Origin of the sequence: Lentzea sokolovensis, from assembly GCF_033949975.1 — a bacterium.
Classification (GTDB): Bacteria; Actinomycetota; Actinomycetes; order Mycobacteriales; family Pseudonocardiaceae; genus Lentzea; species Lentzea sokolovensis.
Genome location: NZ_JAXAVU010000001.1, coordinates 1 through 22894, shown reverse-complemented (window position 1 = coordinate 22894; position 22894 = coordinate 1). Strand labels below are relative to the sequence as shown.

Sequence of the window (22894 nt, the reverse complement as noted above, 5' to 3'; positions counted from 1 at the left end):
TTCTCACGCCATCGAGTGAGGTCGTGAACCTGGCTCGTCACTGCATGGAGGCGTGTCCCGCTGCAGCGCGGTGTGGCTAAGCTCGTTGGCGTAGAAGTTCAGAAACTGAAGGTTGAGGCCTCCGCTGGCCCACCCGTCTTGCTGTGCAGTTTCAACCAGCTCGCGGAAACTAGCCGTGTTCAATGTTTCCTCTCGGTCGGTGCTGAGTGTGCGTAGATATAGCCGACAATGATTCCGGTCTGACGCAAGGCGCGAGGGTTGCCGCGCAGTCTCGTTCGAGTCAGCACTTCGTCGGTAACTTCCTTCTGCTGCCGCGTACCACCGACATACAAGGGGCTGATCACGACGAGCCCCGCGTCCGCGCGGATGACGTCGGGCAGAGGGTCGGCTGCTGGCATCGTGTCTCCTCCGCTGCCTGAGATCAATACTGACTCTGGCAGCCCGGATGAGCGATGATCAATCGAGTTTCGCGAGACCGACTGTGTGGCGGAGTCGTTGTCCTGCAAGAGTTCCACCTCGGCGACGGCGAGCATGCCGGACATCAGGAACTCGTCGTTGAACTTGATCCGTGGCGCTCCGGCCACTGCGCGCTGGCGAAGCACAGTCAAGCTCTTGGGGATGAGCACTCAAGCGTTGGGCAGCTTCGTGGCGGCGAGTTGGTCGGCGAGTCGGTACAGCGCTGCTGCGGTGGGGAAGCGGCGCAGCCAGGACTGGGGAAACGCGGTGCCGCCGGAGCGTGCGCCGGCGAGAGTTCCAGCCATGCTGGCGATGGTGTCGGTGGCACCTCCGGCCCGGACCGCGTAGCGGATGGCGTCGGCGGGATCGTCCGGGTTGCGCAGAAATGCCAGCAGTGCGAGGGGGACCGACCCGAGAGCGGAGCTGTCGTTGCCCAGGATTCGGGCGGCACGCGCGGGATCGGCGCTGTCTGCGAGACGGCTGACGCGGTCGAGCTGTTCGCGCCACAGTTGTGACGGCAGCACTTCGACGATGTCGCGGAGGAACTGATAGCTGTCCAGCGACTGAGCAGGGTTGCTGTGCAGCGCGAGGTAGACGGCGGCTGCCTGGCATTCGGCGCCGTGTCTGCCGTGGGCGTGAGCGTGGGTGATGGCGGCACTGCGGAGCGCGAGTTTCCTGGTCTGCTGCACGCTGGTGCCCACCAGCGCAACGGGTGCGACGCGTGCGGCAGCGCCGTTGCCCTGCGAGGCCTGCGCTTGCAGGAACGCCTTCGCGGCGCTGCTCCACGCCACGCCCGCGTGCAGCAGGCCGAACACCGGCGGGGTGCCGGAGTCGAAGCCCCGCCATGGTTCGCGTTTCCACGCCGCGGCGAACTCGCGGGCGAGCGCGTTCTCGTCGAGGACGTCGGTGTCGTGCCCGGCGGCGAGGTGTTCGGCCAGCACGATGGTGAGCACGGTGTCGTCGGTGTGCACCAGCTGGCTCGGTGCGCGTTCTTCGGCGGCCAGGGTGTCGGCGTCCACGGTGGTGTGGCCTTGGAACGGTGCGCCGAGTGCGTCGCCGAGCCCGGCGCCCAGCAGCAGCCCGCGGCGTTTGTCCGCATGAGTGACGTGAGTGGTGGAGGCGGTCATCGAAGATCACCAGATTTCAGTGCGGCGTTGTGGAGCACGATTCGGTAGAGCGGCTGCGCGGGGCCGATCCGGTGCGTTCCCGCGGGGAAGAGATCGGTTACGCCGTCGACGGTCGAGAGGACCGGAGCGGCCAGGCGCACGGTCAGTGGTTCGCGAAGAGGCCGGATCGGGCCGGCCTCCTCGCTCACCGCGCAGGCCAGCATGCCGCCGGGGATCGGGCTGACCGCCAGCGCTCGGGCTTCCTGAGCGAAGGCGCCGGAGGCGGTCGAGCAGTGCATGCGTCCGGCGAAGTGGGCTGCCTGCAGCACCGTGCAGGTCCTACCCTCGCCGAACTCGACGGTCAGCGCCGGTTCCGGCTGCAGCAGCAACCGGAGAGACTCGTCCAGGTCGAACACGTCGGGAAGGACCACCGGAGCGTTCCAGGCCGCGGCACACCGCTGAGCCGAAAGGGAGACGGCTGGTGTCGCGGCGACGACCAGTCTCACTCGCCGGGCGCGCGGTGTCCGGCCGAACACCGGCGCGGGGGAGACGTCGAGCAGGTCGAGCCCGGCGTGCTCGGCCAGCGTGCGCAGTCCCTGCAGGACATCCAGGCTGGTGGTGTCGGTTTCCCGAACCAGCGCGATGACGCCACCTCGGGCGATGGCGAGCGGTGCGGGATGAGGGCGTCGGCCGGCGGTGGCGGCGAGCAGCATCCGCACGGCGGCGACCGGGGGCGGTTCGGCGGTGGGACGGGCCAAGGATCTCCGTTCGCGGGAAGCCTGCTCGGACGAGGGGAGGCTGGTGGTTCAGTCCGCTGTGTACGGCAGATCCGGCAGGTTGGCCAGGACGTCCATGACGGAGACGTAGGAGCGCTCGGACAACTGAACCAGCGCGGCGAAGACAGCGGGCCGGGCCTGGCAACGCAGGGCCGCGTCCAGCAAATCTGTCACAGTGGCGGCGCCGGAGAGAAAGGCGTCCTCGACACAGTCGATGATCTCGGTCTGCGTCAGAACGGGTTCGCTCGTGGTAGGCACGGCTTCCATGACCCTGACTCTACTCTAACGTTAGTGTCGTGTAGAGTCCGTTTCGCCTGTTATGGGCGAATGCGAAGGGGTGGCACCTGCAGATGCCGCCCCTTCGCGTTGTCAGTGTGATCCGGCGAGCTGTCCTGACAGCTTGGTGTGCAATCGCTCGCTGTGCGGGTTGAGACCGATGATCTCGGCTTCGATGCCGCGAGAGGTGAACTTCGCGGTCACGGCGTCGAGCGTGGCGACTGCGGAGCTGTCCCACACGTGCGCGTCGGACAGGTCGATGACTACCTTCGACACGGTGTCGGTGTAGTCGAAGGAGTGCATCAGTTCGTTGCTGGAGGCGAAGAACAGCTCGCCGGTGACGGCGTAGACGCGGATGGTGCCGTCCGGGTCGAGCACGCTGGAGACGTCGACGAGGTGCGCCACGCGGCGGGCGAAGAAGATCGCCGAGAGCAGAGCGCCCGCGATGACGCCCAGTGCGAGGTTGTGGGTGGCGACGACCGTGCCGACGGTCACGACCATCACGGCGGTCTCGCTCTTGGGCGCACGGCGCAGCGCGGCCGGCTTGATGCTGGTCCAGTCGAAGGTGCTGATCGATACGAAGACCATGACCGCGACGAGTGCCGCCATCGGGATCAGGGAGACGACCGGGCCCAGGGTGAAGACCAGGATCAGCAGGAAGACACCGGCCGCGAGGGTGGACAGCCGGGTGCGGCCACCGGACTTGATGTTGATGATGGACTGGCCGATCATCGCGCAGCCCGCCATGCCGCCCAGGAAGCCGGTGGCGATGTTGGCGATGCCCTGCCCGCGCACCTCCATGCCCTTCTTCGACGGGGTGTCGGTGAGGTCGTCGAGCAGCTGCGCGGTGAGCAGCGACTCGATCAGGCCGACGACCGCCAGCGTCAGCGCGAACGGCGCGACGATGGTGAAGGTCTCCAGCGTGAACGGCACCATCGGCAGGCCGAAACCGGGCAGCGCGGTGGGCAGCTCACCCATCCCGCCGACGGTCGGCACGGCGACGTGCAGGAACACCGTCAGCGAGGTGATCACCACGATGGCCACCAGCGGCGCGGGGATCGCCTTCGTCAGCCTCGGCAGCAGGTAGATGATGCCCAGGCCGAGCAGCACCAGTGCGATGACCGGCCAGCCGCCCTGGGTGATGTGCGGGATCTGCGCGGTGAACAGCAGGATCGCGAGCGCGTTGACGAAGCCGACCATCACGGTGCGGGGCACGAACCGCATCAGCTTGTGTACGCCCACGAGACCGAACACGATCTGGAAGGCGCCGGTGAGGATGGTCGCGGCGAACAGGTACTCAACGCCGTGGTCGCGCACCAGCGGCACGAGCACCAGGGCCATGGCGCCGGTGGCGGCGGAGATCATGCCGGGACGGCCGCCGGAGAACGCGATGATGATCGCGATCGTGAACGAGGCGTAGAGGCCGACCTTCGGGTCGACGCCGGCGATGATGGAGAACGACAGCGCCTCGGGAATCAGCGCGAGCGCGACTACGAGGCCGGACAGCAGGTCGGCGCGGGGGTTGGAGAACCAGGTCGTGCGGACCCTCGTCAGCAGCGAGGGACGCGGCGCAGCCACGTGTGAGGACAAATCGACACCTCAGGGTTGTGCGCGCGAGCAGGCAGAGGCTCGCGTGGTGAACAGGACTGGGGTCCGCGCGCCCCAGTGCGCGCAGGGAGAGTGCCGACGTCGACGTCGGCATCACGTGTGATGGGGTGGTGCCGCGAACTGTTCGGGTCCGCAGAGCGTGGAGCTAGGCCCTGCGTCCCTCCCTGGCGGTACTCATGCGTCCGGGTGCCTCTCGAAGTCCGGGAGAGCCCGCGCTGTACGTGGTGTCACAAGCGATCGGGGCTCACATGACGGGCCGCGGCATCTCCGGCGCAACCCCAGTGGACTCTACCGTGACGTCACTGTAGGTCCAATTGTGAACGGCTTGATCGTGAGCAAGCTCTCCGGCTCGACCGCGATGTTCACCTCAGGGACACTGCGGTCACGACATGGTCATGTCGAGCGCGGCCCGTACTTCGGACAGGCGCACAGGCCACCGCTGGACGATCAACTGCCACGCTGTCCGCAGCGACACGTGCTCGGCGAGCACGAGCACCGGGCCTTGCCCCCAATGGGTCGCCACGACCGTGCCGAGGCGGTCCGCCTCGCCAGGTGCGGGAGCGCCGCCGGGCAGGAACTCCACAGTCATGGATACGGACTCACCGGTCAGATCGTCCTCGACGCCCTGCATGGCGGCGTGATAGCCCCGCAGTCGGGATGGGTCGGCAGGCAGGGCGCACTGCGGGTAGGCGGCGTTGTAGTGGCTCGCCGCTTCGAATCGGCGCGGGCTGCTCATGGTCATCACCACGTGCAGGTCAGGCTTCGATGACGACCGGGATGACCACCGGTCGGCGGCGGTAGGTGCGTTGTGCCCACATCTGCACCTGCTGGCCGATGAGACGTTCGAGCTCCGCCACGTCGGTGGTGTTCTTCTCCGCGGCGCCCGCGAGGGCCTTCTCGATGGCGGGGATCACCGGCAGGAACGTCGAGGCGTCGTGTTCGAAGCCGTGGGCGATGAAGTCGGGTGCGTCGTCGAGCCGCCCGGTGTCGGTGTCGATGATGGCGACCACGGTGATCATGCCTTCTTCGCCCAGCGTGCGGCGCTGCGCCAGGGAGTCCTCGGTGACGCCGCCGACAGTCTGGCCGTCGACGTAGATGTTGTGCACCTCGACCTGGCCGGTGACCGAGGCCCGGCCCTCGTGCAGGTCGATGACGTGGCCGTTGGCGGCGACGAGCACCTGGTCGCGGGCGACGCCGGTCTTGACGGCCAGTTCGGCGTTGGCGCGCAGGTGGCGTGCCTCGCCGTGCACCGGCAGGACGTTGGCCGGTTGCACGATGTTGTAGCAGTAGACCAGCTCACCGGCGCTGGCGTGCCCGGAGACGTGGACCTTGGCGTTGCCCTTGTGCACGACGTTGGCGCCCAGGTCGGTCAGGCCGTTGATCACGCGGTAGATGGCGTTCTCGTTGCCGGGGATGAGCGAGCTGGCCAGCAGGACGGTGTCGCCCTCGACGATGGTGATCTCGTGCTCGCCGGCCGCCATGCGGGACAGAGCGGCCATCGGCTCTCCCTGCGACCCGGTGCACACCAGGGTCACCTGGTGGGCGGGAAGCCGGTTGGCGTCCCTGATGTCGACGACGAGCCCGTCGGGCACCTTCAGGTATTCCAGTTCGGTGGCCAGGCCCATGTTGCGGATCATGGAGCGGCCGACGAAGGCGACCTTGCGGCCGTGCGCGGCCGCGGCGTCGAGGACCTGCTGGATGCGGTGCACGTGGCTGGCGAAGCTGGAGACGATCACCCGGCGCGGCGTGGTGCGGAACACCTCGTCGATCGCGGGGGCGAGATCGCGTTCAGAGGTCGTGAAGCCGGGCACGTCGGCGTTGGTGGAGTCGACGAGGAACAAGTCGACACCCTCCTCGCCGAGGCGGGCGAAACCGCGGAGGTCGGTGATCCGCTTGTCGAGCGGGAACTGGTCCATCTTGAAGTCACCGGTGTGCAGCACGAGACCGGCGTCGGTGCGGATGGCGATGGCCAGACCGTCGGGGATGGAGTGGTTGACGGCGAGGAACTCCAGGTCGAACGGCCCTCGAGTGAGCTGTTCACCTTCCTTGACCTCGACCAGGACGGGCTTGATCCGGTGCTCGGCCAGCTTGGCGGCCAGGAACTTCAGCGTGAGCCGGGAGCCGATGACCGGGATGTCGCGTCGTTCCCGCAGCAGGTACGGCACGCCCCCGATGTGGTCCTCGTGGCCGTGGGTCAGCACGATGGCGACCACGTCGGCCAGCCGGTCCCGGATGCAGCTCCAGTCCGGGAGGATCACGTCGACGCCGGGCTGGTGCTCCTCGGGGAACAGGACCCCGCAGTCGACGATGAGCAGCTTGCCCTCGTGCTCGAACACGGTCATGTTCCGGCCGATCTCACCGAGGCCGCCGAGGGAGATGACCCGCAGGGCATCCGGGGCGAGTGCGGGCGGAGGGGTGGACGTTCGAGCCATGGTCACACCCTCACGTTACGTGAGAGTTGCCGGTGAGAGGAAATCGGCGACGCGGGCCAGGCGTGATGTCCGTCAGTTCGAGGGCAGGTGGGACCGCAGGGTCGTGGCGAAGTCCTCGGCGATGCGCAGCTGCGCGCGCAGCTGCTGGCACCGTTCGTCGGCGGCGGTCCAGAACCCGGACAGGCGGTCGAGATGCTTGTCGCGATCGGGATCGTCACCGGCGGACAGCGCGTCGAGGATGCCGAGCAGCTCGCGCATCTCCTCGAGCTGGAAGCCGAGCGGTTTCATCCGCTTGATCACGTCGAGGCGTTGCACGTCAGGCTCGGTGTAGAGACGGAAACCGCCCTGGCTGCGCGCGCTCGGCACCACCAGGTCGACCTCCTCGTAGTACCGGATTGTGCGCAACGACAGACCGGTTCGCTCGGCCACCTCGCCGATCTGCATGTGCTCGCCCACAACATCCCTTCCCGAACTGCCACGATCACTAGCCATTCTGGCATCACGCCCCGTGCTCGTGCCCCACTCGTGCCGCCGGGTAGGAGTCAGCTTACCGTGACGTGAGGGTAGAGTTCTGGTCGGATGTTGCCTACCTGAAGGATCGCGAATGACCACCGCCACCCCGGCGACCGCCTCGTCCGCAACCGTGCTCGCGGAAGCGGAACGCAGGCGCACCTTCGCGGTGATCAGCCACCCGGACGCGGGCAAGTCGACCATGACCGAGGCGCTGGCACTGCACGCGAAGGTAATCTCCGAGGCGGGCGCGGTGCACGGCAAGGCCGGTCGGCGCGGTGTGGTGTCGGACTGGATGGAGATGGAAAAAGCCCGTGGGATCTCCATCACGTCCGCCGCGTTGCAGTTCTCCTACCGCGACTGCGTGATCAATCTGCTGGACACTCCCGGCCACGCCGACTTCTCCGAGGACACCTACCGGGTGCTGTCGGCGGTGGACTGTGCGGTCATGCTGCTCGACGCGGCCAAAGGCCTGGAGCCGCAGACCCTCAAGCTGTTCGACGTCTGCCGCTACCGCGGCATCCCCGTGATCACGTTCATCAACAAGTGGGATCGTCCCGGCCGCGACGCGCTGGACCTGTGCGACGAGCTCGTGGAACGGATCGGGTTGCAGCCAATGCCGCTGACCTGGCCGGTGGGCGATGCGGGCCACTTCCGCGGTGTGCTCGACCGGCGCAGCGGGGGCTTTGTGCGCTATCAGCGCACCGCGGGTGGCGCCACGGTCGCCGGTGAAGAGCACTTGCCGCCGGGGCAGGCGGAGGCTGAAGAAGGCGTGGAGTGGACGCGTGCGTGCGAGGAGGCGGAGCTGCTCGGCGCGTCCGGCGGTGGGTTCGAGCTCGGGCGATTCCTCGAAGCCACGGCGACACCGGTGCTGTTCGGGTCGGCGGTGCTCAACTTCGGTGTGCGGCAGCTGCTCGACCTGCTGGTCGAGATCGCGCCGCGCCCCACCGCGCGGGCGGACGCCGCCGGTAACCCGCGCGAGCTGGACGCCCCGTTCTCTGCGTTCGTGTTCAAGGTGCAGACGGGCATGGATCGTGCGCACCGAGACCAGGTCGCGTTCGCGCGTGTGTGCTCCGGCGTGTTCGAGCGAGGCATGGTGGTGACCAACGCCGCCACGGGCAAGCCGTTCGCCACCAAGTACGTGCAACAGGTCTTCGGCCAGCAACGCTCCACCTTGGACACGGCCTTTCCCGGTGATGTGATCGGGTTGGTCAACGCCACCGCGCTGGGCGTGGGCGACACCCTGCACGCGGGCAAACCCGTGGTGCGTTTCCCTGGTCTGCCCAGCTTCGCGCCGGCATACTTCGCCGTCGCGCGACCGGCGGACCTCAGTCGCTCCAAGCAGTTCCGCAAAGGCATCGAGCAACTGGAGTCCGAGGGCGTCGTACAGGTGCTGCGTTCGTTGCGTCGCGGCGACGGAGCGCCGGTGTTCGCCGCGGTCGGCCCCATGCAGTTCGAGGTCGCCGCACACCGCCTGGAGGCGGAGTTCAAGTCGCCGGTGCGGCTCGAACCGTTGCCCTACACCGTCGTGCGCCGCCTGGCCGACCCCAAACAACGGTCCATCGTGGACAGCGGCCGAAGCGAGGTACTCACCCGCACCGACGGCGTGGACCTCGCCCTGTTCGTCGACTCCACCGCGCTGGGCGTCATGCGGCGCCTGCACCCCGAGGTGCGACTGGAGCCCCTCGTCGCAGGAACAGACGACTGACCGTTCTTCGCTGGGGGAGAAGTCCTGATCTCATTCCGCTCGCTCACGCCGTCCGGCTTCTACGGCTGGCACGTCGTCGGCTGGTCGACGCTGCTCGTCGCGCTCACAGCGCCTGGGCAGACCGCCGCCGTGTCGATGTTCGTCGACCCGATGATCTCCGATCTCGGCCTGAGCCGGTCCGCAGTGTCCACCGCGTACCTGGTGGGCACTCTCACCGGTGCCGTCGCGATGCCGTGGGCCGGTCGTGCGCTCGACCGCTTCGGTGTCCGCCGCGTCCTGGCGGTGATCGGGCTGGTGTTCGGCGCCGCGTTGTGCGCGATGGCGGCGGTCAGTTCCATCGTCGGTCTGACCATCGGCTTCGTCGCGATCAGGATGGCAGGTCAAGGCGCGCTGGGCCTGGCCGCCACCACTGTCGTGGCGTTGTGGTTCGAACGTCGCCGGGGAACCGCGCTCGGCCTGGTGAGCGCGATCGGCGCGGCGGCCATCTCATCGGCACCGCTCCTGCTGGAAACGCTGATCGCGGATTGGGGCTGGCGTCGCGTCTGGTTCGCCGAAGGCGTGGTGGTGCTGGTCGTCGTGCTGCCGGTGGCGTGGTTCGCGCTGCGCGACCGGCCAGCCGATCTCGGCCAGCGTCCTGACGGGACCGTGCGGGACATCGGCTCGCCGCCACACATCGCCTGGGGAGTGACCCGTGCCGTGGCGCTGCGCACTCCGTTCTTCTGGGTGGTGACCGGTGGCATCTCCGCATGCGGCCTGTTCGGCACAGCGGTCAACTTCCATCAGGTCAGCCTGCTCACCGAACGTGGACTCACCGCGACCGCGGCGGCGGCGAACTTCCTGCCGCAGACCGCGGCGAGTCTCGTCGCCACGCTGGTCATGGGGCTGCTCGTCGACCGAGTCGACAGCCGGGTGCTGATGACGGCGTCCATGGCCGCGCTGCTCGGTGCTCTCCTGCTAGGTACGGCAATTGCGCCAGGTCTTTCCGCGGTGCTGTTCGGCCTGCTGCTGGGAGCCGGCAGCGGTGGCATGCGCACGCTGGAGGCGGCCACGTTCCCCCGCTACTTCGGCACCCTCCACCTTGGCGGCATCCGCGGCACCGTGACCGCGATCAACGTCGGTGCCACCGCTTTCGGGCCGCTGATGTTCGCGCTCCTGCACGACCTCACCGGCAGCTACACCCCGGCTCTCCTGGCCTCGCTGCCGCTGCCGTTGGTCCTCGGAGTGGCCGCGTTGTTCGTACGGCCGCCTGCGGTCCGCCCGATTGAGCCGGCACCCATGGAGGCGGCCGCCAAGCAACTCTAATCTAACGTCAGGGTAGAGTTGCGGTATGTCCGGATTTTCTTATTTTGCGCGGCAGCGTCGTGGTAAGTAGCGCCCGGCCAACAACACCGCGGCGAAGCAGCTGGGATGTTCTGCGGGCAGTGGCGATCCTGCTGGTCGTCCTGCAACATGCGACGTGGGGTGGTCCGCTGCTGATGCCCGAACTGGGTACCCGGCCCTTCGAGATGAGCGTCCAGGTGGGCGCCAGCACGCTGATGGTGATCTCCGCCTACTTCGTCTGCCAGACACTGAGCTCGTCGGGAGCGTGGCTGTTGCTGCGCAACCGTCTCGGTCGCATGTTGCCGCCGTTCGCGGTGGCTTCCGTGATCACCTACGCCGTGACCCGATGGTTCGGGCCTGACGCCCTGGGTCGCGACGGCGACGACCTGGTCGCCACGCTGCTCGTCCTGCCGCCCGGCCTGTCAGCCGAGCTCGACCTGGTCGACCCGAGCTACTGGACGGTGCCGCTGCAGGTGCTGGCGTTCGTCACCGCGGCGGTGCTGTGGCGGACGCGGAGCCGGAACGGATGGCGCCTGCGGATGGTGTTGTGGGCGGCCGTCATCGCTCCGATCGTGATCAGCGCGGTCGTGCTCCCACTGGACGACAGCGGAAGGCTCGCGGCGTTGCACGGCGACCTCGGAGTACATCGCACGCACCTGTTCGCGGCAGGCGCGGCACTGTGGCTGTGGGCCACCGGCCGCGCCGGCCCCACGCTCCTGCTGCTGATCCCCGCCGCCGTGGGCGCACACCACTTCCACACCGAGGACCTGCCCTCATCCCTGGCACTGGGCATGGCATGCGGCCTGATCGCCACTGCCGCGACCGGCCCGGACTGGTCACACCCCACCTTGCGCCCGCTCATCTGGCTGGCCGGAATCTCCTACGGCATCTACCTGGTCAACCACAGCATCGGCTACACCGTGATGTACCAGCTGCAGCAAGCCGGAGCATCACCGACAACCCAATGCGCTGCGATGGTCGCCGCCTCGATCGCTCTCGGCTGGTTGCTCACCCGTGCTGTGGAACGACCGGTGGCGAAGTGGATCACCACCGCTTGGCCGGACGCGATACCGGCACCGAACCCGACCTCGTTCGGTCCACGATGAGGCGCACCGACGTCCATCGGTGCGGCTGCCTCGACCGCAATGCCACCTGCCCGGACTCGCGGCGTCTTCGGTTGTGCGGAACAGGCATCCGGCGTCTGCGCACCGGCCGCTGCTAAGGGACGCGGCCCTGCTCCAACTCGTCCGTCCATGCCTGCGCGCGGCGGCACATCAAGGCAGGTTCGCCCTCATGCCGTTCCAAGACATGTCTGCGCCACCACAACATCAGCTCTGTGCGCCGGCCGTCGCTCGACACGGTGACCACGAAAGCGTCCCTGTTGACTGGCAGCACAGCGCTGGCCGTGATCCGCATCGAGTCGTTCTCCGACAGCAGGAAGCGGCCGTCGGCCGCGGCCAGTGCGCGCACTGCGTCACGTCCTGGCGGCATCTGAACCTGCATGCGCCTCCTCCGGGCGATGGCCGGTGCGGGTTCGCGGTCAAGGCCGGGCCGGGAGTGGTCCGGCCATCTGATCCGTCAGGCGGGAAAGCGGCTCAGCCGCTTCGAGCCGCGTGATCCAGGACTCGGAGAACACCTGTGCACCGTTGCGAGCACCTGCCAGTGCTCCAGCCATGGACGCGATGGTGTCGGCGTCGCCCCCACCGAGCACCGCGAAGCGGATTGCCGCCGCCGCATCGTCAGGTCGTGTCAGGAAGGCCAGCAGCGCCAGGGGAACCGACCCCAACGCGGACACGTCGTTGCCGAGAGCGCGTGCCGCGTGTGCGGGCGAGGCGTCGTGCCGGATCAGTTCGCTGATGCGGTCGAACCGCTCGTGCCACGGCCGGGACCGGATCACCCTGGCAAGATCCTGGAGGAACCGGGTGGCATCGAGCCGGTGCCTCCGATCGCCGTGCAGTGCCAGGTACGCCGCTGCCGCTTGGCACGCAGCACCTAACTGGCCGTGCTCGTGTCCGTGCGTCACCTCGGCGCTCTGTCGTCCCAACTCGGCCGCGTGATGCACGCTGCTTGCCACCAGCGCGACCGGCGCCACGCGCATGGCAGCGCCGTTGCCGTAGGAACCTTGCCCTCCGAATGTCGCGCGGGCCGCGCTGCGCCACGACGCCCCATCGCCGATCAGGCCGAGCACCTGTGCGGCACCCGAGCCATATCCACGCCACGGCTCGGCTCGCCACGCCGCCGCGAACTCGAGGGCCAGCACGTCACGATCAAGCCCACGCTCGACGCGGCGCCTCGCCAGGTGGGCGGCAAGAACCAGCGCCAGTGCTGTGTCATCGGTATGAGTCAGGCGGGTGGCCGCCCCCCTCATGTGCGTCCAAGTCGCTCTGTTCGACCGTCTCCCGGCCCTCGAAAGGGGCCCCCAAAGCGTCGCCCAGTGCGCCGCCGACCAGCAGGCCGAACGCCATGTCGTGGCTGGGGACAACAGGCTCTGATGTCATCTGGTGAACTCCAGGAAACGCGAGGCTGACCCTTCGTGGGTCAGGTGGAGGTGGTGCATGGCCCTGGTGCAGGCGATGTAGAGCATGCACTTGTCCATCTCGGTGGCGTAGTTCGTGTCATCCACGCCCGGGACGATCACCTCGTCGAACTCCAGCCCCTTGGCGATGTGCGCGGACGTGATGATGATGCCGCCGGCGAAGGCCGTGCTGTCGTAGTCGATGAAGGTCAGCTCGACGCCGTCTTCCGACAGTGCGCCGTACAGCTTCTCCGCCTGATCGACCGTCTTGCAGATGATGCCGAGCGAGCGGTGATCGCTGCTCTCGTGCTCGTTGATCAGCTTCAGGATCTGTGCCGCCTGGTCTGCGCAAGCGATGACCTGAGGCGGCGGTCCGTGCCGCTCGATGGGGACGAGCTTGTCGTTGCGGGAGATCTTCTGGGCGAACTCGGTGATCTCGGTGGTGGAACGGTAGCTCTTGCACAGCTCCAGGCAGTCGGCCTCCGGGAACATGCTGCGGATCGTCGGCAGCGACGAGGAGCTGAACGGGTTCACCGACTGGTTGGCGTCACCGAGGATCGTCATCTTGCAGGAGAACAGCTCACGCACCACGGCGTACTGGACGGGCATGTAGTCCTGCATCTCGTCGATCAGCAGATGGCGAATGTGGCCGTAGGTGTCCTGCCTGGCCGTCCTGATCATCGTGTAGATCAACGGGAAGACGTCGGCGTACTCGATCCTCTTGCGCCCCAACGGCTTGAACAGACCCTTGCGGTCCGCATCGTCGTAGAACGCCTTGTACACCGCGTATGCGTCCTTGTACGGGAACATGGAACCGACCTGCTTGCGAATGTTCGCTGTGTCGGCGGCGGCCCACTTCCCGCCCTTGTCCACAACCTTGTGCTTGAGCAGGTGGACAGCGCTGTTCGCCACGCGGTCGAGCCGGGTGAAGACCGGTAGACCCGGTGACTCGTGGAACATGTCCGCGACCCACTCGGCGGTGAGCCGCGTGCCTTTCAGCTCGATGTCCGCGGCCTCGAACTCTTCGTCGGTACGCGAAGTGATCCAGGCGTCGAGGCGGGCGACGAACTCCGGCGTGGCCTTGTAGCGCATCCGTTCGGCGGAAGCCTCGTCAGCATGATCGAGCAGCTTCACCACCTGCTCGCTGAACGTCTCGTATGCGGTGACCTTGGCGAGGAACCTCTCCGCGATCTTGTCAAAGTGGATCTCTTTGACCTGCTCTTCGCCCAGTTCGGGTAGCACGTTGGCGATGTAGTCGCCGAAAACCCTGTTGGGGGACAGGATCATGACGTTGTCCGATGAGAGGGTGTCCTTGAACCGGTAGAGCAGGAACGCCACCCTGTGCAGAGCGATCGACGTCTTACCGGAGCCAGCTACGCCCTGCAGGATCAGCACGTTCGCGGTTTCGTTGCGAATCACCGCGTTCTGCTCGCGCTGGATGGTCGCGACGATGTTCTTCATCTTGTCGTCGGCCGACCGGCCCAGTTCGCGCTGCAGAACGTCGTCACCGATGTTCAGCGCGCTTTCGAACATGTACTCCAGGCGCCCGCCCTGGATCTTGTACTGCCGTTTGCCGGTGATCTCACCGTGCACGATGCCCTTCGGCGCCGCGAACGACGCGTCCCCGGACTCGAAGTCGTAGTAGAGACTCGACACGGGGGCCCGCCAGTCGTGGACAACGACATCCTGAGTGTCGGGCGCGGAGAGGTTGTGCACACCGATGTAGTAGGCCCTGGTCGTCGCGTCCTCGACCCGGCGAAAGTCGACACGCCCGAAGTACGGAGACTCGAGCAGGCGCTCTATGCGCTGCCGCCGCAGCACCGCGTGCTCGCCCTGAAGGACCGACATGTTGATTTCAGTGCGGAAGCCGGCCTTCTCCGCGCTGTCCATATCCCGCCAGTACGCCCACATGTGCTCCTTCTGGTCCTTGATCGTCCTGGCGGACTTGTCGATGGAGTTATTCAGCAGGTCCAGTTCCGCTCTCAACAGGCGAACTGTCGCCTCCAGATGCTCCCGCTCTTGTTCGTCATCTCGAATGTGCTCGTCGGTCAAGGCCATCTCCGGGTTCCAGGTCGCACGGAGTCTACCCTCACGTTAGAGTAGAATGAATGACTGATCCTCGTGACGACCTCGGCCCCACGCCCACTCCCGAACGATCTCCGCTGCAGGTGTTCCTGGCAGGCGGCGGAGCTGTGCGCGATCTTGGCGATGCCGCGGCCGAGATCTTGCGCGACGCCGAGAAAGAGTGGCAGGCACGACAACGCAGGCGGTCGACCTGAGTTGTCGTGCGGCGCTGCACCTGGAGGAAACGGATCGCTACTGTCGCTCTGTGCTTGATCCACGAGACCGTCCACGGCTGCGTCTGCGAGCTATGCTCGAGGCGCTGCATCGCCACAACGTCGACTGGGTGATGAGCGGATCCGTCGTTCTAGCCGTCTACGGCGCGGACGTGCAGCCCAACGATCTCGACGTCGTGCCGTCGCCGGCCCCGGACAACCTCCAGCGCATCGCGGACCTGCTGGTGGAACTGGAAGCGGTGCCCGCCTACGACCCGAGCTGGCGCAACGGGCTCACAGAAGCACAATGCCGTAGCTGGCAGCCGGAACCGGTGACACTGGAGCAGTTGGATCATCTGTTCGTCACGCGCCTGGGCATGCTCGACGTGCCACCGGAGCTCACCGGCACGTACGCCCACTTGCGGACGGGCGCCACCGAACTGGAACTGGCCGGGACTCCGGTGTGGGTGTGCGATCCCCGCGAGGTGCTCAAACGCGTTCCGGATCCGCCACGGCCCAAAGACCTCGCCCGCGCTGATGCGTACGCCGAACTGCGGCAACGACTTCAGAACGACAGCAGCCCAACTCGGGTTCGCCCGATCTGCTTGAGTCCGATTCGGATGCTGTTCGATCAATGATCGCGGCACCGGAGACGGCCCTCGTGTCTACTGAGCTGAGTCACCCGGTTGCGGGTGTCCAGCCACGGCTGTGAGTTGACGATTGCGGCGGTGATGAGCAGCTGCGTGCCTCTCTTTTGCGAACGCATCAAGGCGCTTGTGTCATCGGCGAACAGGGCTCGGAAACGGATCCCCGGACGGCCAAGGCAGGGAGACGAACTGCCGTGTGGGCTTCAGTCACCGAGGGCTTGCGCTCGACTAGGCCGTCGACGAGTCGAGCTGTTCTTGGGGCCAAACTCAAGGCGAAGGTTTGCTATGTCCGGGTATGAGCTTGGGGATGACGCGGACGTAGATGACCATGCCGACGACCTCGACGAGGGTTTGGGTCACAATCACGATGCCCGCGACCCCGAAGGCGTCGGGCAGTGCGAGTGCGAGTGGCAGCACCACCAGCGAGTTGCGGGTGGCGCCGGTGAACACGATGGCGCGGCCGTCCTGGGTGCGGAGCCGGAACACGCGTGCGACGGCAAGGCCGAGGACGGCCATCACTACGAGGAACACCACGTAGAACGGGATCACGCCGAAGACGGCGCTGACGTCGTCTCCGAGCTTGGGGATCTGCGAGGCGACGACCACCAGCAGCGTGGCGACCATGAGCGGCACCATGGTGGTGCTGGCCTTGTTGGAGAAGGTGACTCCGGAAGGGTGCCGTGCCGCCCATGCCTGGGTCGCCCAGGCCAGCGCGAGCGGGATCACGATCAGCACGAGGAACGCTTCGAGGAACGGGCCGAGTTCGACGATGTTCGCGAGATCGGAGCCCAGGAACAGCAGCAGGAACAGCGGTAGCAGCAGCATCTGGGCGATGAGCAGCAGCGGCGTCGCGGCGAGGAGACGCTCGCTGCTGCCGCCGGCAAGACCGCTGAACACGATCACGTAGTCCACGCATGGTGTGAGCAGCACGAGCAGCACGCCGATTCGCACCGCGTCGTCGGAGGGCAGGAAGCCGAACATGGCCGCGACGACGAGGGGCACGACGACGAAGTTCACGACCAGGGCCGCGGCCAGGAAGCGGCCCGCGCGTAGTGATCGCAGCAGTTCGCGTGCCGGGACTTGCAGGAAGGTCACGTAGAGCAGGACGCCGAGGACCGGGTTGATCGCGGTTTCGAGGCCTGGTCCGGCGCCTGGGGCGAGGAGGCCGACGAGGATGCCGGCCGCGATGGCGCCGACGTAGATCGGGACCTGGTGGCGCTCCATCTGCGAGACCAGGTCGCGTGTGCCCTGCATCAAGCTGCCCTTCGACCATGTGTCACTTGCGGTAGTTCATCTTTCCCGACGCTCTCCGTTGATGGACGGACGCGGTCACGTGATGGTCAGCACGAGCAGTTGCCCTGAGCGCAGGAGTGCTTGGACTTCTGGCGGTGGTGGAGGAACCACAGCAGGCCGGCGAGTCCGAACAGGACGGCTGAGACGACGAGCAAGCCGGTCGTGGCCGCGGCGACGCCCGCGCCGCCGAGCAGGCCGAGCGGGACCAGCAATGGCAATGCGCAGCAGCCGACGCAGGCGATCGCGGCGAGGAACGCGACCACTTTGCTTCGTTTCGGCGGACCGGCCTGTTCGTGCTGGTCGACGTGAACGGGGAGGACGGAGTCGGAACCGGGGGTTGCCGGGGTGCTCATGTGAGACCTTTCGTGACGGTGGTGAGCGCGATGAACGGGATGGGGCAGTCCGGGCAGGTGCAGTTGGTCAGGCTGTCGCAGCGGGCGTCGATGACTCGGACTAGGCCTTCGCGGATCTTGTTGAGGTCTTCCATCCGCCGGTCGACCTCTTCGAGCTTGGCGCGTGCCCGGACCTGGAGGTCTGGAGACGGGTGGCGTTGCCTGCCCGTGTCGATGAGTTCAGCGACCTCGTCGAGGGTGAAGCCGAGCCGCTGGGCCGCCTTGACGACTCGCAGCAGGGCGACGGCGTCCTCGTCGTAGTCTCGGTGCCCGCCGAGTGAGCGGTCTGGTTCTGGCAGCAGACCTCGCCGTTCGTAGTACCGCAGCGTCTGTACGTTCACGCCGGCCGCCGCGGCCAGTTCTCCAGACCTCATCGTTGTTCACTCCTCATACCCGTGCGGCCAGCGCTGTCTCGGCTTGGGCGGCGAGGCCGTCGAGCACGACTTCCTTGTCCGCAGGCACCCGTACGTCGACGAGCACCTCGTCGCCGGTGCGACTGACTGTGAAGCGGAAGAACGAGCAGCACTCGGCCTCTCGTGCGGTCAGGTCCCGTGCGGTGGCCTCCACCTCCGCACCGCCGTGTAGACGCAGGCGGAGCCAGCCTGGCTCCTCGCGGCGTACTTCGCGCAGCGACGAGGAGAACAGCCGATCGAACTCGGCGAGTCGCGCCGGTTGATCAGCGGTTGGCAACGTGCAGGCTTCCGCGGGCGCCCATCCGCTGATCAGGTCGGTTCCCCTTTTGGCGATCTCGCTGGAACCTGATCCGCAGGTTGGTCCGCATCCGCATCCCGAGACGGTCCCGCTACTGGTGGTATCGGCGGCGGACTCGAACAGGGCGCGCAAGATCGGTGTCGGTTGTGCGCCAACCGTGGACGCCACCTGCCGGACACCTGCCATCGCGAACAACGTGGGGGTCGAGGTCACCGCGAACCGGGACACCAGCTCCGGGTTCTCGTCCGCGTTGACCTTCACCAGCTGTACGCGCGTCGTGAACTCGACGGCCAGCTCGTCGAGAACCGGCGCGATCCTCCGGCAGTTTCCGCACCACGTCGCATAGAACTCCATCACCACCGGTTGCTGCGACAGCCCGACCTCCTGCTCGAACGTCGCATCGGTGACTTCGATCGCCATATCCCCTACCTCCGGAGGTCCGACCAGGGCCAACAACACAACGCTAAGCCGATACCTAGGTACAGGATTCAAGGAGACCTATGTCACGTTGACGGGGTCGCTTCGATGCCGTTCGTGGAACTGAGCTGCGAGGCGCACAGTGGCAACGTGGACAAGCAGGCAGTTCACGAGGACCTCAACCGAGCACGCGACACGTTCCGCCAATTGCTCGACGGTGCCGTCGCCGAGCAGTTGCGGTGCCGTTCGAACGGCACGCGCTGGAACGACCGCCAGCTGCTGTTCCACATGCTGCTCCGCTTCCTGATCATGCGCGCGTTGCTGGTATTGGTCCGGATCGTCGCGAGCGTGCCGCGATGGGCCGGTTCGGCGTGGGCGCGACGGCTCAACGCGGGTACGAGGCCGTTCGACGTCGTCAACTTCGCCGGTTCTTGGCTTGGTGGCAGCGTCATGCCTCGCCGGGCGGTGCTTCCGCGAGTTCATGACGGTGGCGGACCCGTACCGCTTTCCTGTGCAGCACTTCGACTTCCACCGGAACCAGCTCTCGCTCAGCTAACTCCCTTCAGCAGGCGGCGCGCCACGTGGGCGGCGTCGCGGCCGACGCCTCGCAGGGTCGCCGACGAGAGACTGCGCTGCCATTCCAGTCCGACGAAGCCAAGACCCGGATGCCGGCGGGACACACCTCGGTCGTGCTCGGTGCCGACTCCGCGGAGGTACGGCAGGTCGGGGCGGTAGCCCGTGGCCAGGATGATCGCGTCGACATGTTCGCGCTGCTCATTCGGCCAGATGCCCTTCGAGCCTTCCAGGGCGGTGAACATCGGGCGGCGGTCCGGGCGGTGTCGTTCAAGGGCGGCGCGGTAGACGCCGGTGTCCAGAACCGGCGTGGTGAAGCCGTCGGGCAGCCAGGGGCCGATCGGCAGGTGGTCGAGGCGGGTGCGGTCGAGCCAGAAGTGCAGGTCGCGGCCGAACGGGCGTTGGGCGGAGAACTTCACCGGTCTGCGGGTCGCGAGAGTGACGTGGGCGTGCTCGGCGAGCTCTGCCGCGATCTGAACCGCGGAGTTGCCGGCGCCGACCACGATGACGCGCTGGCCGTCGAACGGCTCGGGCGAGTGGTACTGCGCGGCGTGCAGGACGGTGCCGGGGAAGGTGTCGAGGCCGGGCAGTGCGGGCCGGTGTGGGTTGCCGAAGCCGCCGGTGGCGGCGATGACGATGGGTGCGGTGAAGCTGGTGCCGTCGGTCGTGGTGACTCGGAAGCCGTTGTCGCGTGTCACCCCTGTGACGCGTTGGCCGGTGCGGATGTCGGTGTTGAGGTGTGCGGCGTAGGTGCGGAGGTAGTCGACGACTTCGTCGCGGCGCGGGTAGCGCTCGGGATCGCCGGGGAACTTCAGGCCTGGCAGGGCGCTGTATCTGGCTGGCGAGAACAAGGTCAGGCTGTCGTAGTAGTGCGGCCAGGAGCCGACGGGTTCGTCGCCGGCTTCGAGTACGAGTGGCCGTAGGCCTTGTGTGACAAGGGCATGGGCTGCGGCGAGGCCGGACTGGCCGGCGCCGATGACGATGGCGTCGTGGCTGTTCATGGGCACCTCGAAGTAGCCGTCGCCGAGCACGGCGACGGATGAGCGGTCAGATGGCGTGTTAGTTGGCTGTGCGGCGTTCGAGGAAAACGGTGTCGCGCCACACGCCGTGGTGTTGCGCGATGCGTTCGCGGACGCCGAGGGTGCGGAAGCCCATGGAGTGGTGCAGCGCGAGACTGGCGCGGTTCTCGGGGAAGATCGAGGTCTGCAACGTCCACAGGCCAGCGTCGTCGGCGGCGCTGACTTGCTTGTGCACCAAGGCCTTGCCGACGCCTCGGCCACGGAAGTCCGCGCCCACGTAGACGGACGTCTCGGCGACGCCTGCGTAGCAGTCCCGTGTGGACACCGCGGTCGCGGCAGCCCAGCCTGCGACCTCGCCGTCGATCTCGGCGATCCAGCGGTGGTCTGGCAGCCACTTGGCGTCGAGTGCCCTGCGCAGGGGCACCTCGGTTTCGAAGGTCGCGTCGCCGGTGGCGATGCCCTCGCTGTAGATGCGGCGCACGGCGTTCCAGTCCGCAACCTCCAGCGGACGGACCAGCACGTCTGCCGGGAGGTTGGCTGGGCAGCACGGGCGTGGTGCGAGTACGCCCATGACGACGTCCGCGGCGTGGGGCAGGCCGGTGCAGCATGAAGGATTCACGCTGATATGTGTGGCGGTGCCTTCCTTGTGCTGCCGCAGGAACCCGACCTCGACCAGCTTGCGCAGGTGGTGTGAGCAGGTGGACTGGCTGATGCCGAGCAGCTCCGTCAGTTCGCCGACGGTCATCGACCGTGCCGCGGTGGCGACGGCGTGCAGCAGGCGAACGCGGGTCGGTTCGGCGAGACACGCGAACCAGTCCGCGTAGGTCGCGGCGTCGTCGGTCGGCAGCACGGCCGGCGTGGCCGCTGTGGTCGTCATGGGTGAAGTATCGACGCAAATCGATGGTTGCGTCAATCGATAGGGGTCGATAGAGTCCCAGTGTTGATTCGAAATGTGTCGATACAAGGGGTGTGCGGTGAGCGAGTTGCCAGTCGTCGTGGTGGGTGCCGGACCTGCGGGTTTGTCCGCGGCGGCGAACTTGGTGGAACGGGGCGAGCGGGTGCTCGTGCTGGAGGCGGGCGATCGTGCCGGTGCAGCCGTGTCGCAGTGGAACTACGTCCGGCTGTTCTCGCAGTGGAGCGAGCTCGTTGATCCCGCTGCCGAGCGCCTGTTGAAGGAAGCCGGCTGGGTGCGGCCGGACGGTGACGCCTACCCGAGCGGTGGGGAGTGGGTGGAGAGCTACCTGCAGCCGCTGGCCGAGGTGCTCGGTGACCGGGTGCGACTCGGCACGCGCGTGGTTGGGGTGGCTCGGCGTGGGCGGGACCGGATCGTTGACGCTGGGCGCGAGGACGAGCCGCTGACGGTGCACGTGCAGACTGCGGATGGCGAGGAGCGGATCTCGGCTCGTGCGGTGATCGACGCTTCCGGCACTTACAGCTCGCCGAACCCGCTGGGCGGAGACGGCCTTCCAGCGGTGGGGGAGAAGGCGGCGGCCGAGAAGATCGCCTACCGGGTGCCGGACCTCGTGGCCGAACGCGCTCGCTACGCGGGCAAGCGGATCGCGGTTGCCGGTAGCGGGCGCTCGGCGCTGACCGCGTTGGTGGTGCTGGCGGAACTCGCGGAGCAGGAGCCCGGCACGAAGATCGTGTGGCTATTGCGCCGTGGCGCCGTTGGCAACGCTTTCGGTGGCGGGGAGGCCGACCAGCTGCCGGCGCGCGGTGCGTTGGGCTTGCGAGCCAAGAAGGCTGTGGAAGCCGGTCACATCGAGACCGCCACCGGGTTCCGCACGGCGGCACTCGAACGTACGACGAACGGCAGCCTCACGCTGGAGTCGTTCGACGGCCACCAGGTCGAGGACATCGACGAGGTCGTGGTGCTGACCGGGTTCCGGCCAGACCTGTCGTGGCTGTCGGAGGTTCGCCTCGACCTGGACCCGGTGCTGCAGGCGCCGACGAAGCTCGCGCCGCTGATCGACCCGAACGTCCACTCGTGCGGCACCGTCTACCCGCACGGTGAGAACGAGCTGCGCCACCCGGAACCAGGCGTCTACCTGGTCGGCATGAAGAGCTACGGCCGGGCGCCGACGTTCCTGTCGCTGACGGGCTACGAGCAGGCGCGGTCCGTCGTCGCGGCGATCGCCGGCGACCACGAGGCCGCCGGGCGCGTCGAGCTCGTGCTGCCCGAGACCGGGGTGTGCGGCGGAGCTGGCGTGTTCGACGCGCCCGAGGAACAGAAGAACGAGGGTGGCTGCTGCGGCTCACCGGAGCACGGCGAGCTGACGATCGGGCTCACTGCCAGTGCACGCTGAAACAACGACGCGGCCCGGCGTTGACGGCGGGCTGCGTCGCGTGCTGATCGTGTTGTGCAGCACCGAGATCATCAGCTGGGGGATTCTCTACTACGCGTTCCCCGTGCTGCTGCCGACGATCGGCGCGCGGACGGGGTGGTCGTTGGCCGCGATCACCGCGGGTTTCTCGGCGAGTCAGATCGTGGCAGGGATCGTCGGCGTGCCGGTGGGCAAGCTGCTCGATCGTCGTGGTCCTCGCGCCATCATGACCACCGGTTCGATCATCGCGGTACCCGCACTCGTCATGGTGGCCACCGCGCAGTCGTTGGCGTGGTTCACGGCGGCATGGTTGCTGATCGGAGTCGCGATGGCCGGGGTGTTCTACGCCCCCGCGTTCGCGGCACTGACCCGCTGGTTCGGGCCGAGGCGGGTGTCGGCGCTGACCGCGCTCACGTTGGTGGCCGGGCTGGCCAGCACGGTGTTCGCGCCACTGACCGCCGTGCTGAACACACATCTGGACTGGCGCGGAACGTACCTGGTGCTGGCCGGAATCCTGGCTGTCACCACGGTTCCG

General features: G+C 67.3%; 25 protein-coding genes. 7 read left to right on the top strand and 18 right to left on the bottom strand.

The genetic code is table 11. The annotated features are described in order from the left end of the window. Positions 1-179: 179 nt before the first annotated feature. From SK854_RS00125 to SK854_RS00090, 8 genes are all read right to left on the bottom strand, one after another. Positions 180-626: a hypothetical protein gene (locus SK854_RS00125; protein WP_030477498.1), complete on the bottom strand. Its 447-nt coding sequence runs from the start codon at positions 624-626 to the stop codon at positions 180-182. Beyond that, entirely contained in the window at positions 627-1583 is a 957-nt protein-coding gene (locus SK854_RS00120; protein ID WP_030477499.1) for an ADP-ribosylglycohydrolase family protein, read from the bottom strand. Further along, positions 1580-2320, bottom strand: a complete 741-nt coding sequence (locus SK854_RS00115) for a hypothetical protein (RefSeq protein WP_030477500.1) — start codon at positions 2318-2320, stop codon at positions 1580-1582. The genes SK854_RS00120 and SK854_RS00115 overlap by 4 nt, the downstream gene beginning before the upstream one ends. Positions 2321-2368: 48 nt before the next feature. Continuing rightward, positions 2369-2605: a hypothetical protein gene (locus SK854_RS00110; RefSeq protein WP_030477501.1), complete on the bottom strand. Its 237-nt coding sequence runs from the start codon at positions 2603-2605 to the stop codon at positions 2369-2371. Between the two features lie 102 nt (positions 2606-2707). Further along, the gene (locus SK854_RS00105; RefSeq protein ID WP_319972912.1) at positions 2708-4204 is read right to left on the bottom strand and encodes a SulP family inorganic anion transporter; all 1497 of its coding nucleotides are present in this window, start codon (positions 4202-4204) and stop codon (positions 2708-2710) included. A 400-nt stretch (positions 4205-4604) separates the two neighbouring features. After that, complete coding sequence (locus SK854_RS00100; protein WP_030476196.1) at positions 4605-4958, bottom strand: hypothetical protein; 354 nt, start codon at positions 4956-4958, stop codon at positions 4605-4607. A gap of 19 nt (positions 4959-4977) precedes the next feature. Continuing rightward, positions 4978-6654, bottom strand: a complete 1677-nt coding sequence (locus tag SK854_RS00095; RefSeq protein ID WP_030476195.1) for a ribonuclease J — start codon at positions 6652-6654, stop codon at positions 4978-4980. A 72-nt stretch (positions 6655-6726) separates the two neighbouring features. Beyond that, complete coding sequence (locus SK854_RS00090; RefSeq protein ID WP_051769356.1) at positions 6727-7146, bottom strand: MerR family transcriptional regulator; 420 nt, start codon at positions 7144-7146, stop codon at positions 6727-6729. A 112-nt stretch (positions 7147-7258) separates the two neighbouring features. Between SK854_RS00090 and SK854_RS00085 the strand changes: the two genes are divergently transcribed. From SK854_RS00085 to SK854_RS00075, 3 genes are read left to right on the top strand one after another with little or no spacing between them, the layout of a single operon-like run. Next, a complete protein-coding gene (locus tag SK854_RS00085; RefSeq protein ID WP_030476193.1) occupies positions 7259-8872 on the top strand; it encodes a peptide chain release factor 3 in 1614 nt (537 codons plus the stop codon). Positions 8873-8896: 24 nt separating this feature from the next. Further along, positions 8897-10174: an MFS transporter gene (locus SK854_RS00080; protein ID WP_319973692.1), complete on the top strand. Its 1278-nt coding sequence runs from the start codon at positions 8897-8899 to the stop codon at positions 10172-10174. A 59-nt stretch (positions 10175-10233) separates the two neighbouring features. Then, positions 10234-11298, top strand: coding sequence for an acyltransferase family protein (locus tag SK854_RS00075; RefSeq protein WP_276326660.1), 1065 nt, complete (start codon positions 10234-10236; stop codon positions 11296-11298). Between the two features lie 112 nt (positions 11299-11410). Here SK854_RS00075 and SK854_RS00070 read toward each other — a convergent pair whose 3' ends face one another. The 3 genes from SK854_RS00070 to SK854_RS00060 all read right to left on the bottom strand — a co-directional run bounded on the left by SK854_RS00070 (position 11411) and on the right by SK854_RS00060 (position 14693). Beyond that, on the bottom strand, positions 11411-11695 hold the full coding sequence (locus SK854_RS00070) for a hypothetical protein (protein ID WP_030476190.1): 285 nt from the start codon (positions 11693-11695) through the stop codon (positions 11411-11413). 37 nt (positions 11696-11732) lie between these two features. Continuing rightward, positions 11733-12560, bottom strand: a complete 828-nt coding sequence (locus SK854_RS00065; protein ID WP_245815873.1) for an ADP-ribosylglycohydrolase family protein — start codon at positions 12558-12560, stop codon at positions 11733-11735. 126 nt (positions 12561-12686) lie between these two features. Continuing rightward, the gene (locus SK854_RS00060) at positions 12687-14693 is read right to left on the bottom strand and encodes a HelD family protein (protein ID WP_245815872.1); all 2007 of its coding nucleotides are present in this window, start codon (positions 14691-14693) and stop codon (positions 12687-12689) included. A gap of 122 nt (positions 14694-14815) precedes the next feature. On the opposite strand from SK854_RS00060, the gene SK854_RS00055 reads away from it, so the two are divergent. After that, positions 14816-14986 carry a hypothetical protein gene (locus SK854_RS00055; protein WP_159460421.1) on the top strand — a complete coding sequence of 57 codons (171 nt, stop codon included), beginning with the start codon at positions 14816-14818 and terminating at the stop codon, positions 14984-14986. Further along, positions 14953-15621 carry a nucleotidyltransferase family protein gene (locus tag SK854_RS00050; RefSeq protein WP_319972911.1) on the top strand — a complete coding sequence of 223 codons (669 nt, stop codon included), beginning with the start codon at positions 14953-14955 and terminating at the stop codon, positions 15619-15621. Before SK854_RS00055 ends, SK854_RS00050 begins: the two co-directional genes overlap by 34 nt. A 276-nt stretch (positions 15622-15897) precedes the next feature. Here the strand turns inward: SK854_RS00050 and SK854_RS00045 are convergent, their stop codons facing one another. From SK854_RS00045 to SK854_RS00015, 7 genes are all read right to left on the bottom strand, one after another. After that, entirely contained in the window at positions 15898-16884 is a 987-nt protein-coding gene (locus tag SK854_RS00045; protein ID WP_030476187.1) for an arsenic resistance protein, read from the bottom strand. An 86-nt stretch (positions 16885-16970) separates the two neighbouring features. Next, positions 16971-17276, bottom strand: a complete 306-nt coding sequence (locus tag SK854_RS00040) for a hypothetical protein (RefSeq protein ID WP_030476186.1) — start codon at positions 17274-17276, stop codon at positions 16971-16973. Further along, the gene (locus tag SK854_RS00035; RefSeq protein ID WP_030476185.1) at positions 17273-17689 is read right to left on the bottom strand and encodes a MerR family transcriptional regulator; all 417 of its coding nucleotides are present in this window, start codon (positions 17687-17689) and stop codon (positions 17273-17275) included. Before SK854_RS00035 ends, SK854_RS00040 begins: the two co-directional genes overlap by 4 nt. A gap of 13 nt (positions 17690-17702) precedes the next feature. Then, entirely contained in the window at positions 17703-18446 is a 744-nt protein-coding gene (locus SK854_RS00030; protein WP_211257712.1) for a thioredoxin family protein, read from the bottom strand. A gap of 78 nt (positions 18447-18524) precedes the next feature. Next, positions 18525-18731, bottom strand: a complete 207-nt coding sequence (locus SK854_RS00025) for a hypothetical protein (RefSeq protein ID WP_157512891.1) — start codon at positions 18729-18731, stop codon at positions 18525-18527. 260 nt (positions 18732-18991) lie between these two features. Further along, a complete protein-coding gene (locus SK854_RS00020) occupies positions 18992-20017 on the bottom strand; it encodes a flavin-containing monooxygenase (RefSeq protein ID WP_030476184.1) in 1026 nt (341 codons plus the stop codon). A gap of 58 nt (positions 20018-20075) precedes the next feature. Next, a complete protein-coding gene (locus SK854_RS00015) occupies positions 20076-20912 on the bottom strand; it encodes a helix-turn-helix domain-containing GNAT family N-acetyltransferase (protein WP_030476183.1) in 837 nt (278 codons plus the stop codon). 97 nt (positions 20913-21009) lie between these two features. Between SK854_RS00015 and SK854_RS00010 the strand changes: the two genes are divergently transcribed. Together SK854_RS00010 and SK854_RS00005 are read left to right on the top strand one after the other, a co-directional pair. Then, on the top strand, positions 21010-22341 hold the full coding sequence (locus SK854_RS00010) for an FAD-dependent oxidoreductase (protein ID WP_030476182.1): 1332 nt from the start codon (positions 21010-21012) through the stop codon (positions 22339-22341). A gap of 40 nt (positions 22342-22381) precedes the next feature. After that, positions 22382-22894: MFS transporter (locus SK854_RS00005; protein WP_319972910.1), on the top strand; the 513-nt coding region annotated here is incomplete at its 3' end.